This window comes from Streptococcus sp. ALY_211, from assembly GCF_058314555.1.
In genome coordinates this window covers 290,596-303,550 of record NZ_JBZFUN010000001.1, presented here as the reverse complement: position 1 = coordinate 303,550, position 12,955 = coordinate 290,596, and the positions used below count along the sequence as shown (strand labels likewise).

Genomic DNA, 12,955 nt, shown 5'->3' with positions numbered 1-12,955 from the left:
CTTATAGTTATGAGCGAGAGGACGCTTTAAAAAGTATAAAAAATAACCAAAAACTAAGATCGTTTTTGGTTATTTTCAGTTACTATCGAATTTCAGCTGCTATCTTTTCAGATAAAGCCTTAGTAATTTTTCCTATATAAGTATTAACTTCCTCATCCGTCAAATTATCTATTGGATTTTGGAAGGTCAAGCTATAAGCCATTGATTTTTTACCGCTTCCTATGTTATGGCCATCATAGATATCAAAGAGCTTAATGTCTGTAAGCCGCTTGACTCCAGCACCACGGATCACATCTACAATGGTTTGGTGGGACACATCAGCATCCACTAACAAGGAAATATCTCGAGAGACCTCTGGATACTTAGTAATTTCTTCAAAACTTGCTGACGACTCTAACGCTGCTTCCACTTTAGAAAGATCAAGCTGAGCAATATAAGTTTCTGGAATAGCATACAACTTAGCAGTTTCAGGGTGCAGCTGACCGATAAATCCAATAGCCTCTCCATCAAGCAAAATAAGCGCCGTACGACCAGGGTGCATACTAGCTAGACTAGCATCCGCATCAAAGATAACCTCAAGATTCAGTCGATCAAAAAGAGTTTCCAAAATCCCTTTCACATAGAAAAAGTCTACAGGGAAAGCTTGTGTTTGAAAATCTTTTTCACTAACCATTCCTGTCATGGCAACAGCAAATGTTTCCACTTCATCCGGAAGGTCCTTCTTTGGATCACCTGGCTGTTTAAAAATCTTACCAATCTCATAAACAGCAACATTGCGATTTTTACGTGCAACATTGTAGCTCAGGGTATCCAGCATTCCAGATACCAGATTTTGCCGCAGGGCTGAACGTTCGATACTCATTGGCCATAAGAGCTCAGTGATCGGCGTTGGCTGCAAGCTAAATTCTACTGACTTTTCTGGTGTTGTTAAAGCATAACTGATTATTTCAGATAGGCCAGATGCCTCAGCAATCTTCCTAACCTTTCGGCGCAAAGATTGTGCCAAGGTCAGCTCCCCAGCAGTAGCTCCCATTGCAGGCAGGCTAGTAGGCAGCTTATCATAGCCATAAATACGTGCAATTTCTTCCACCAAGTCAGCAGGAATGCTAATATCCCAACGACGACGTGGTACTGAGACAGTAAAGTATTCAGCCGTACCAGCTAATCCAAAGCCAAGCTGAGCAAATACCTGCTCAATATCTGCATAAGTCAATTCAGTTCCTAGACGGACATTGACATAGTCCAATGATGTAGAGACAGAGACAGGCTCAGTTGTCAGTTCACCTTGGCTGACTTGTCCCGCTAAAATATGACCACCAGCAAGCTCTGCTACCATAGCTGCAGCATAATCAAGAGACTCAGATACCGTATCATAGTTAATGCCTTTTTCAAAGCGTGATGAACTTTCAGAGCGAAGATTAAGCCGACTGCTAGTCTTGCGAACAGACTGACCATCAAAAACAGCTGCTTCAAGGACAACTCTCTTAGACTGATCTGAAATCTCTGTCGCCAAACCTCCCATGATACCTGCCAGCGCAACCGGTTTATCTGCAACCGCAATGATAATATCATCAGCGCTCAACTCACGCTCTTCACCATCTAGAGTCACTATTGTTTCATTACTACGAGCATTCCGAGCCACGATAGTATCAGACTCAAATGTATCAAAGTCAAAGGCATGCATAGGCTGACCAAAGTAAAGTAAAATGTAGTTAGTAATATCCACAATATTATTAATGGGACGAATACCAGCATTCATCAAAAGGTTTTGCAGCCATTGAGGACTTGGCGCCACTGTGACATCTTCGATAACACGTGAACGATAGGCCATAACTTTATCAGTTTCGATGGCAACTTTTAGCTGGTCAGAAGCTTTTTGATCAACCTCTGAGACAGACTTTTCAGGAAAATGAACAGACTTATCATAGATGGCTGCCACTTCATAGGCTACCCCACGCATAGAGAGAGCATCCGCACGATTTGGGGTAATTGCCAATTCGATAATTTCATCATCCAAATCCAAATAAGGAAGGGCATTATTTCCAGGCACTGCATCTTCGGGAAGGACTTGAATCCCGTCAGAAAATTCCTTCGGAATGATACTATCTGGTAGGCCCAGCTCTTGAAGGGAGCAAATCATTCCCAGTGATTCCATGCCACGAATTTTACCCTTTTTAATCTTATAATTGTCTGCAATGCGTGCTCCAGGCAGAGCTACAATCACTTTTTGACCAGCCATAATATTAGGGGCACCACAGACGATTTGACGAGGCTCAGCCTCTCCTGTATCCACTTGACACAAATGCAAATGGGTCTCTGGAACGACTTCACATGACAAAACATGACCAACGACAATCTTTGATAAACCAGCCGCAGGCGTTTCAACTCCCTCTACTTCAATTCCTGTTGTCGACATTTTTTCAGCTAATTCAGCTGTGGTCACATCAACATCAACCAACTCTTTTAACCATTTATACGATACAAGCATAGTGATATTGGATAAGAGAATAGCTAAAATTCTCCATCTCTTCCTTTCTTAATATTACTTAAAGGCTGTCTTAGCCCACAGTAGATAACTTTCTCCTCAAGAGCCAATCCGTATCTACCTTATCTTCTGACACTGGAAATGTATGTTCGTCAAATTTCTCAAAACCATACTTGGCATAGAAGGCTTGTGCCTTATGATTATGTTCCCAAACACCAAGCCAGATCCAGCTCTTGCCTAATTTCTCAGCATGTGCCAAGGCATGCTCAAAAAGACACTTCCCTAGTCCGAGGCCTTGAAATGCCTTTAAGACATAAATCCGCTGAACCTCATAAGCATCTTCTAGCAGATGTTCTGTCTGAGCCTGGCCGACATTCGTCATCATAAATCCAGCTTTTTGACCATCTACCTCAATAAAATAATAGAAAGTCTCTGGATTAGTCAGCTCCTCTCTTAGAACCTCTAAAGAGTAGCTTGTCTGGTAATAGTCATTTAACTGTTCTGGAGTATTATCAAAAGCAAAGGTCTCTGTAAAAGTCAGCATGGCTAGATCTCTTAGCTCTTCTAAATCTCCAAGTTTAATCGGAATTATTGAAATGGACATCTCTAACCTTCTAAATTATTTGAATTGACTTGAAAAACGGACATCACCTTGGTAAAAGGCACGAATATCATTGATACCATAGCGAAGCATAGCAATACGTTCTTGCCCTAGACCAAAAGCAAAACCGGAGTATTTTTCAGCATCAACTCCTGCTTTTTCTAGTACACCCGGATGAACCATACCAGCACCTAAAATCTCAATCCAACCGGTTCCCTTACAAACATTGCAGCCTTCACCACCACATTTAAAGCAAGACACATCAACTTCGACAGAAGGTTCAGTAAAAGGAAAGTAGGATGGGCGCAGACGAATCTTGCGATCAGCACCAAACATCTTTTGACTAATCAACTGTAAGGTACCTTTGAGATCCCCCATAGAGATATTTTCGCCAACGACCAAGCCTTCAATTTGGTGAAATTGATGAGAGTGAGTCGCATCATCGGTATCCCGACGGAAAACACGTCCAGGTGAAATCATCTTCAAAGGTCCCTTTGAAAAATCATGCTCGTCCAAAGTACGTGCCTGCACAGGACTTGTGTGGGTACGCAGCAAAATTTCTTCCGTAATATAGAAAGTATCCTGCATATCACGAGCTGGATGATTCTTAGGAAGATTCATGCGTTCAAAATTATAGTAGTCTGTTTCTACTTCATACCCTTCAACAATTTTAAAGCCCATTCCTAAAAAGATATCTTCGATTTCTTCGGTTGTTTGCGTTAGAATATGACGATTGCCTAGCTTAATCTGGCGACCGGGTAGGGTAACATCGATTGTTTCAGACTCTAATTGTGCTTGAATCTTAGCTGCCTCAACAATTTTTGCTTGCTCTTCAAAAGCCTTTGTCAAAGTATCACGAACCTCATTAACCTGCTTACCTACAACAGGGCGCATCTCACTAGATAAATCTTTTAATCCTTTGAGCAACTCTGTCAGAGAACCTTTTTTACCGAGGACAGAGACCCGCAAGTCTTGAAGTTCCTTAGCGTGATCACCATGCATTTCTTTTAACTTAGCTTGAGTTGTCATTTTCAATTCTTCTAACTGTTTTTGTAAATCCATGGGGTTTCCTTTCTTAGCCATCATAATAATCTTTCTTCGGTAAACAAAAATCGCATGCCAACACAACCACCACAAGCGGAGCGTTGACACGCGGTACCATCCGTTTTCATTCAGAAAGACTGAATCTTAATTTCATAAGTCCTTGATATGAGTGAATTCACAAGGCTTTCCTTTAGTGAACTCCCAGTCTACGATTCACATTCCCTTCAAAGTGCCACCAAGCTACTAGTCTCACGGACAACTATTCAATTAGACTCATTCTAACAGATTTTAGATCCGGTTGCAAGTTAATAAAAAACTCTAAGTATCCGGACTAAAGTAAAAATATAAACAATCCTCTAAAACATCAGGCTCAGCCTGCTCACCATAGATATGATCAAGATAAGCACGCCCTTCTTTTGTTAGATAAAGTGCAGGATCATAAAAAAACCTTATCGTCTTCCTTATCATAACTAGTGATATCAGATACAGGAAGGGCAAGGCCAGATTCACGAAGCTGATAAGTATCTCGACCGTATTCTTCTACACTCATCCTCGGCTCACCTTTCCACTATAATAATTTATTGTCAAACCTTCTTGGACATTAGGAATAAAAACATTAAATTCAAGACTGCCATCGCTGGATTTTGCCTCCATGTGACTGCCGCTAGCGATAAGATTATCACCTTCATAAATGAGCGTTACTCGATAACGAACCCGCTTATTCCTATCTAAAGCTTTGCGTATTAAGCCTTCATAGTAGTTTTGACCCGTTGAGTCTTTACTGCTAGCTTGATTAGCCCAAGCTGTCTGAACAGCAATGTTAGCAGGATTACTCGTCGAAGCATCAAAACCTTTTAGACCACCAGCTAGGGCATAACCAATCAGGTGCCCACGATCCACAGCATGGTCATAACTGCCAGCTAAATGGTGAAGCTGATGCCATCCTGCAGGTGTCCAACTAGTTGACCCATTACCCGTTTCCAGACGATTACGGTACTGTCTGGTAGCTTTGGAAAGAAGCGCATTAGCACGCTTTGGTACCAGCTTCCCTTGGACACGCTTAGTCTGATTGTTGACATAAGGAAGGCTGGAAACCTTGGCATCTAAATCAGTTTGATTATGATTAACAATAAAAGCCCCACTGCCATTCCAATCAATAGCTGAAGAAAGCTCTCGTCTTACCGAAGGCGTCATAACGGATTCTGCCAACCTTTTTGTTGGATGATCAAGAGATGCCGAATCTGACTTCGTACCATCTGATATAACCAACTGGGCCAACTGCTTAATAGGATTGTCTTCTGACAAACGATCCGATGTCGCAACATAGCCCAAAGACAAAATAATAACCAGACCAACAAGAGAGAACAATAGCTTCTGCTCAGATTTCCTTAACCGTCTGTTTTTCATACTTTTCTAACTCCATCAAAACAACCAATAGCTACTATACTTAGTCCCGAAAAGACCAGCTTAGCAAGCTAGCTTAAGCACAAAAAGTCTCGTTGGACAAACCAGCGAGACTTCTCAGTTTCCAGTAAATTTATCAACCAGTGATTTCCATTTATCAAATGACAAAATGTCAAAAGCATTCTTGCCTTCTCCCAGCATAGCATAGCCCAGCATGAGACCAATCATAAACACAACTAGACTCAAAATCAAGAGAATCAAAACAACCATGAGCTGTCTTCTGACATACTTCCATCCTATATTTGTCATTACTGACTCACCCTCTCAATATCAGCACCAAGACTAGCTAATTTTTCGTGGAACTTGTAATAGCCACGATCCAAATGATTAAGCTTGCTGACGACAGTAGTCCCTTGGGCAACCATACCAGTCAATATCAAAGCAGCACTGGCACGTAAATCTGTTGACATAACCTTAGCGCCCTGCAAACCTTGACCACCATGAATGATAGCAGTATCACGAAGAATTTCTGAATTGAGACCCATCCGCCTCATCTCTTCCAGATGTTGGAAACGATTTTCAAAAACAGTTTCAATCATGGTAGACTCACCTGGAATAACAGCCATCAAGGCTGTAAATTGAGCCTGCATGTCTGTCGGAAAGCCCGGATGCGGTAAGGTCTTAACAACTACTGGCTTTAACTGAGTCACATCAGACCGGATACGAATACCGTTTGCCTCTTCTCTTGCCTCCACGCCCATTTCAATCAATTTTGATAGTAAGGGACGATTATGCTCCCATACAGCATCCTTAACCAAGACATCACCGCCTGTCATAGCAGCAGCCACCATAAAGGTACCAGCCTCAATACGATCCTGAACGACATCGTGCTCAGTCCCATGAAGCTCTTTCACACCTTGAATCGTCAAGGTTTCTGTACCGGCTCCCTTGATAACAGCACCCATCTTGTTTAACAGCTGAGCGAGATCCACTATCTCAGGCTCTCGAGCTGCATTCTCGATAATAGTTGTCCCTTCTGCCAAAGTTGCAGCCATCATCAGATTTTGTGTTGCACCAACAGATGGAAAATCCATATAAAAATTGGTTCCCTTGAGCTTATCTGCTGTTGCAGTAATATCACCACCAACTTGACGGATCTCAGCTCCCATAGCTTCGAGCCCTTTTAAATGGAGATCAATAGGACGACTACCTATCGTACATCCTCCTGGCATAGACACCTTAGCATGACCATTACGTGCTAAGATCGGTCCAAGAACAACAATAGAGGCCCTCATTTGGCTGACATACTCATAGGGAGCTTCATCTAAGATCTTCCCCGTAGCATCCACTGTGACTTGATTAGCCGATTCGTCAAAATCTACCTTGATATTAAGACCACGAACAACATTATTCATGGTAAACACATCAGATAATATGGGAACATTATGCAAAATCGTCTGTCCCTGAGTCGGTAGGATGGTGGCTGCTAGTAAAGGTAAGACGGCATTTTTAGCACCTTCTATAGATACTTCTCCTTCTAGACGTGTATTGCCTCCCTTGATAATAATTTTATCCATCGTATTTCTCCATTTTCAACTGTTTTAACTAATTATATCACAAGTTGATGAAAAAACTTCCTCAAGGTGCTGACAAATAGAGACTCATCCCTAGACTAATAATATCAATAAAGAAAAGACTGACCATATAGCCCAGTGCGATAGCTATAAAAAGAATGAACAGGCGAACCTGCATGAGATTATCAGTATGAATTTTTAGATACTTTTCCCACGGAACTAAATTAATCAGAAGCTGATGAATCCAAATGATAAAAATCATATGGATCACAATATTACTAAGTGTTTGTAAAAATTCCATGCCCTTATTCTACCATGTCAAAAAGATCTCTCGCAAGTTTTCGCCGTAAACAAAAAGAGCCTTGGACAAAAGTCCAGACCCCTTTAGTATTATTCTGGATTTACCATATCGATATAGAAGCCATGAGTTGATAATTAAAATCTTGAGGCTTAATTAAGCAAACCTACTACTATCTAATGGCTAGTGATTACTTGTTACCGACATTGATACGGTTGAGGGCACGTCTCAAAGCAACTTCAGCTCGCTTAAATTGGTCAGCTTCATGACTTTGCTGAGCTTCTGCCATGTCTTTTTCAGCCCGTAACTTAGCCCGTTCAGCCCGAGAGACATCAATATCACGATCACGCTCTGCAGAATCAGCAACAATCGTCACCTCATTATCTTTGATCTCAAGAATACCACCATTGACCGCTACCCAATCGACATGATTATCATCATCAATACGTCTGATCTTTACCTCATGGACAGCAAGTGGAGCTATAGTATTGATATGATTAGGCAAAATCCCCATCTCACCATCTGTCGTAGTCACAGAGATAAAAGCTGCATGATGATCATAACGAATACCATCAGGTGTGACAATTTGGACTGTCATATGTTCTGCCATACAGTCACCTCATTAATAGCCCATCTTTTTAGCTTTTTCGACAACATCCTCAATTGGACCGACCGCACGAAAGGCATCTTCAGGGAGATTATCATACTTCCCTTCCAAAATTTCCTTAAAGCCACGCACTGTCTCTTCAACTGGAACATAAGAGCCCGGCTGACCCGTAAACTGCTCAGCTACATTGAAGTTTTGTGAGAGGAAAAATTGAATACGACGGGCACGTCCCACCAGGACTTTTTCCTCATCTGACAGTTCATCCATCCCAAGAATGGCAATAATATCCTGCAATTCATTGTAACGTTGAAGGACACGCTGAACTTCTGTTGCCACTTGGTAATGCTCCTCACCGACAATTTCTGGCGAAAGAGCTCGAGAGCTAGAAGCCAATGGATCGACGGCAGGATAGATCCCCATTTGAGTCAATTTCCGCTCCAAGTTCGTAGTTGAATCCAAGTGTGCAAAAGCTGTTGCAGGAGCTGGGTCGGTATAGTCATCCGCTGGCACATAGATCGCCTGAATAGACGTTACAGATCCTTTTTTAGTTGAGGTGATACGCTCTTGTAACTGTCCCATCTCAGTAGCCAATGTTGGTTGGTAACCCACAGCCGATGGCATACGTCCAAGAAGGGCCGATACCTCAGAACCTGCTTGAGTGAAACGGAAAATGTTATCAATAAAGAGCAAAACATCTTGCCCCTCAACATCACGGAAATACTCCGCAAGTGTCAGTCCAGTCAGTGCGACACGCATACGTGCACCAGGTGGTTCATTCATCTGACCAAAGACCATGGCAGTCTTTTCGATAACACCAGATTCCTTCATTTCCCAGTAAAGGTCATTCCCTTCACGAGTACGCTCACCGACACCAGTAAATACTGAAATTCCTCCATGCTCTTGAGCGATATTGTGGATCAATTCTTGGATAAGGACCGTTTTACCAACACCGGCACCACCAAAGAGTCCGACTTTACCACCCTTCAAATAAGGTGCCAAGAGGTCAATCACCTTGATTCCTGTTTCCAAAATTTCTGACGCAGTTGACAATTCATCAAAACTTGGAGCCTTTTTATGGATTGGTTCACGTGGGGCATCTTCATCGAATGGCTGTTCCAGATCAATCGTATCTCCCAAAACATTAAAGACACGTCCAAGAGTCTCTTTACCAACCGGTACACTAATCGCACGGCCAGTATCGAGAACTTCTAAACCACGAGTAAGACCATCTGTTGACTCCATGGCAATTGTACGTACCATTCCGTCCCCTAGTTCAAGGGCAACTTCTAGCACGATTTTTTCTTTTTTTGCGCTGTCCTTGTATACAACTAACGCATTATTAATCTCAGGAAGTTTATCATCACTGGCAAACTTAACGTCTACAACAGGACCAACCACCTGAGCAATCTTGCCTGAGCTCATTTTTATTTCCTTCCTACTGAAAATCATCTTATCTCTTATACTAGAGAGCTTACAATCCTTACCTTTTATTCCAAGGCATTAGCACCGGCAACGATTTCAGTAATTTCCTGAGTAATAGCAGCCTGCCGGGCACGGTTGTACTGAATAGTCAAATCATTAATGACATTCCTTGAGTTATCTGTCGCTGTTTGCATCGCTGTCATTCCTGCAGCATGTTCAGCTGTCTTAGCATCAACAATTGCCCCGTAAATCAAACTTTCCGTATACTGTGGCAATAATTGTTCCAAAATAGCTTCACGATCCGGTTCCAACTCAAATACTGTTGATGCTTCTTGTTCATGTGCTTCATTAGCATCTAAATCAACAATGGGAAGCATTTGCTCAACACGTACTTGACTCGTCAAACTATTGATATGGTGATTATAGCAAACATAGAGTTCATCAAAAATCTCTTGATGGTACATCTCAACGGATTGTGAAATAATCTGAGACACCTGATCAAAACTAGGTTGATCCTCAAGACCACGCAGTTCAAAAGCCAGGTCAATTCCTCTAGCTTTAAAGAAATCAGATCCCACACTTCCGATTGAAATGATAGCGTAATCATCTCTACCAGCGTGGTAATCTTCGATCAAATCCATAACAGCCTTGAGAATTTTAGCATTGTAACCACCGACTAATCCCTTGTCAGATGTAATCACAATATAGCCGGTCCGCTTAACAGGACGAGCGGCTAGCATGGGATTATCACTACCATTGGTCAACTCTGTCTTCAAGAGATCAGTCGTCACTTGTCGAATCTTTGAAGCATAGACTTGGAAATCTTTTGCTGCTTGCTCAGATTTTGTCAGCTTAGCGGCAGATACCATCTGCATGGCACTCGTAATTTTACTTGTTTTTTCCGTCGACGTAATGCGACTTTTAATATCACTTAGAGACCCTGCCATATCATCAACCTCCCTTATTCAAACGATGATTGATCTTTGAAAGATTGAATAGCAGCATCCAGAACAGCTTCGTCTGGAAGATCCTTAGTCGTCCGTATAATTTCAAAGAGATCTTCATGATGACTGTCAAAATAATCATACAAGGCCTGTTCAAACGCAAGAATATCATCAACAGGCACATTGTCCAAGAAGCCATGTGTCAAAGCATAGAGAATTAAAACTTGTTTTTCAACAGGCAAGGGCTGATGAACAGGCTGTTTCAAAACTTCTACTGTCCGACGACCACGGTTCAACTTAGCTTGAGTCGCTTCATCTAGATCAGATCCGAACTGCGTAAAGGCCTCCAACTCACGGTAAGATGCCAAATCCAAACGTAAGGTTCCAGCTACCTTTTTCATAGCCTTGATTTGGGCAGCACCACCAACACGTGATACAGAGGAACCAGCATCAATAGCAGGACGTATACCAGAATTGAAAAGATTCTCTTGCAAGAAGATTTGACCATCTGTAATAGAAATAACGTTAGTTGCGATATAAGCAGAAATATCCCCTGCTTGTGTCTCAATAAACGGCAGAGCCGTAATAGAGCCGCCACCTAGGTCATCAGAAACCTTGGCAGAACGCTCTAACAGACGACTATGAAGATAGAAGACATCCCCTGGGTAAGCTTCACGACCCGGTGGACGACGCAAAAGTAAGGATAACTCACGGTAAGCTACGGCTTGTTTTGATAAATCATCGTAAACGATCAGCACATGCTTACCTTGATACATAAATTCTTCTGCCATCGCTACACCTGCATAAGGGGCAATGTAAACTAAGGGAGAGGGCTGTGATGCCGATGCAGTCACAACGATTGTATAATCCAGAGCACCATATTTGCGGAGGGTTTCAACCTGTGTACGAACGGTTGATTCTTTTTGTCCAATCGCAACATAGATACAGATCATATCTTGATCTTTTTGATTCAAAATCGCATCAATAGCAACAGATGTTTTACCAGTCTGACGGTCACCGATGACCAATTCACGTTGACCGCGTCCTATTGGAACAAGTGCATCAATAGCTTTGAGTCCTGTTTGCAGAGGTTCTGAGACACTCTTACGCTGCATGACACCTGGTGCAGGCGTTTCAACAGGACGTGTCGCCTTCGTATTGATATCACCGAGTCCATCAACTGGTTGACCCAGTGGATTCACCACACGACCAATCATTTCGGGACCGACTGGGACTTCCATAATTTTTCCAGTGCGCTTGACGGTATCTCCCTCAGTGATTGCAGAAAAATCACCAAGAATAATAATACCAACATCATTAGACTCAAGGTTTTGAGCCATACCATAAGCACCGTTTTGGAATTCCAGCAACTCACCAGCCATAGCATTGTCGAGCCCTCTTGCACGAGCAATCCCATCACCAATGTAAGTTACCACACCAGTTTCAGTGACGTCAAAATTTGGCTGGAAGTTTTCAATTTGCTTTTTGATTAAAGCACTAATTTCTTGAGCATTAATGGCCAAAAGTCACACCACTTTCTATTTAAGATTATTTTTTAATTGTTGTAATTGACTTCGAATACTAGTATCGATCGTCTGATGATTAGCTTCAAGTATAAAACCACCAATAATTCTAGCATCAAGCTTTTCCACCAGTGACTTCGCTTGGATACCAAACTTGCGATTGCCAAGAGCAAGCAAGCCCTGTCGCTGGTTATCTGTAAGAGTCACCGCTGTTGTCACGGTCAAATCAAAATTACATGTTAGGTGAGTGAGCTTGTCCAAAACTGCTTGGAACATATACTCTAGCAAACCTTCACGTTCATTCTGTAAAATGACTGCAAGAAAATTCTTCACATACCGAGAAGCCTGCTCTTGCAGCACTTCAATGAGTTTTTCTTTATCGCTGTGGCTGATTGCAAGGCTGGACAGATACTCAACAAGTCCAGTCTCCTGACTGACAGCAAGAAGGCTGGAAACTTCCTCTTGAATCTCTGCTATCTGATCATTGTCAATAGCAACCTGAACCAGGCCATCAGCATACTGTTCAATGACAGCTTGCGTATTACGATCCATTAGGCATCTCCTAGTTGATCAAGATAGTTGTCAATCAGATCGGACTGAGCTGATTGATCAAGGTTTTTAGCAATAACCTTTTCAGCTAGCAAGATCGTTAAGTCAGCTACATCACCCTTCACACTTGAAAGAGCTTCTGCCTGTGATTGCGCGATATCTTGCTCAGCTTTTTCTTTCATACGGCTCACATCAACGTGAGCATCTGCAATGATCTTTTGACTTTGCACATGACCAGTTTCTTTAGCATCGTCAATAATTTTTGCGGCATCATCCTTAGCAGCATTCAGTTCAACCTGACGCTTTTGGGCCAACTCTTCTGCCTGCTTACGAGCATTTTCAGCTTCATCAATGTCATTGTTAATCTTTTGAGCCCGCTCCTCGAAGATTCCAGTAAGCTGCTTCCAGGCAAATTTGCGAATCAACCAGTAGAGGACTAAAACTGAACCTGTCGTAATGATAATATTACCGAGCGTCGTACTATTAAACAGTATAGACATATTT

The 12,955-nt window shown here is 42.2% G+C and carries 13 protein-coding genes; all 13 read right to left on the bottom strand.

Annotated elements, in window-relative coordinates:
- Positions 1-82: 82 nt before the first annotated feature.
- The 13 genes from pheT to atpF all read right to left on the bottom strand — a co-directional run bounded on the left by pheT (position 83) and on the right by atpF (position 12,951).
- Positions 83-2,488, bottom strand: coding sequence for a phenylalanine--tRNA ligase subunit beta (gene pheT / locus AC4HAJ_RS01440; protein ID WP_491078368.1), 2,406 nt, complete (start codon positions 2,486-2,488; stop codon positions 83-85).
- A 70-nt stretch (positions 2,489-2,558) separates the two neighbouring features.
- Positions 2,559-3,089, bottom strand: coding sequence for a GNAT family N-acetyltransferase (locus tag AC4HAJ_RS01435; RefSeq protein ID WP_491078367.1), 531 nt, complete (start codon positions 3,087-3,089; stop codon positions 2,559-2,561).
- Between the two features lie 15 nt (positions 3,090-3,104).
- A complete protein-coding gene (gene pheS / locus AC4HAJ_RS01430) occupies positions 3,105-4,148 on the bottom strand; it encodes a phenylalanine--tRNA ligase subunit alpha (RefSeq protein WP_491078484.1) in 1,044 nt (347 codons plus the stop codon).
- A gap of 528 nt (positions 4,149-4,676) precedes the next feature.
- Entirely contained in the window at positions 4,677-5,537 is an 861-nt protein-coding gene (locus AC4HAJ_RS01425) for a DNA/RNA non-specific endonuclease (protein WP_491078366.1), read from the bottom strand.
- Positions 5,538-5,651: 114 nt separating this feature from the next.
- Positions 5,652-5,843 (bottom strand): DNA-directed RNA polymerase subunit beta, encoded by a 192-nt coding sequence (locus tag AC4HAJ_RS01420; protein ID WP_491078365.1) that lies wholly within the window; start codon positions 5,841-5,843, stop codon positions 5,652-5,654.
- Positions 5,843-7,111, bottom strand: coding sequence for a UDP-N-acetylglucosamine 1-carboxyvinyltransferase (gene murA / locus AC4HAJ_RS01415; RefSeq protein ID WP_491078364.1), 1,269 nt, complete (start codon positions 7,109-7,111; stop codon positions 5,843-5,845). Before murA ends, AC4HAJ_RS01420 begins: the two co-directional genes overlap by 1 nt.
- 61 nt (positions 7,112-7,172) lie before the next feature.
- On the bottom strand, positions 7,173-7,409 hold the full coding sequence (locus AC4HAJ_RS01410) for a DUF1146 family protein (RefSeq protein WP_491078363.1): 237 nt from the start codon (positions 7,407-7,409) through the stop codon (positions 7,173-7,175).
- Positions 7,410-7,596: 187 nt separating this feature from the next.
- Complete coding sequence (locus tag AC4HAJ_RS01405) at positions 7,597-8,016, bottom strand: F0F1 ATP synthase subunit epsilon (protein ID WP_491078362.1); 420 nt, start codon at positions 8,014-8,016, stop codon at positions 7,597-7,599.
- Positions 8,017-8,028: 12 nt separating this feature from the next.
- Entirely contained in the window at positions 8,029-9,435 is a 1,407-nt protein-coding gene (gene atpD, locus AC4HAJ_RS01400; protein WP_491078361.1) for a F0F1 ATP synthase subunit beta, read from the bottom strand.
- A 65-nt stretch (positions 9,436-9,500) separates the two neighbouring features.
- Positions 9,501-10,382, bottom strand: coding sequence for a F0F1 ATP synthase subunit gamma (locus AC4HAJ_RS01395; RefSeq protein ID WP_491078360.1), 882 nt, complete (start codon positions 10,380-10,382; stop codon positions 9,501-9,503).
- 14 nt (positions 10,383-10,396) lie between these two features.
- On the bottom strand, positions 10,397-11,902 hold the full coding sequence (atpA, locus tag AC4HAJ_RS01390) for a F0F1 ATP synthase subunit alpha (protein WP_491078359.1): 1,506 nt from the start codon (positions 11,900-11,902) through the stop codon (positions 10,397-10,399).
- Positions 11,903-11,917: 15 nt separating this feature from the next.
- Complete coding sequence (locus AC4HAJ_RS01385) at positions 11,918-12,454, bottom strand: F0F1 ATP synthase subunit delta (RefSeq protein ID WP_491078358.1); 537 nt, start codon at positions 12,452-12,454, stop codon at positions 11,918-11,920.
- The gene (atpF, locus tag AC4HAJ_RS01380) at positions 12,454-12,951 is read right to left on the bottom strand and encodes a F0F1 ATP synthase subunit B (RefSeq protein WP_491078357.1); all 498 of its coding nucleotides are present in this window, start codon (positions 12,949-12,951) and stop codon (positions 12,454-12,456) included. The genes AC4HAJ_RS01385 and atpF overlap by 1 nt, the downstream gene beginning before the upstream one ends.
- Between the last annotated feature and the right edge of the window lie 4 nt (positions 12,952-12,955).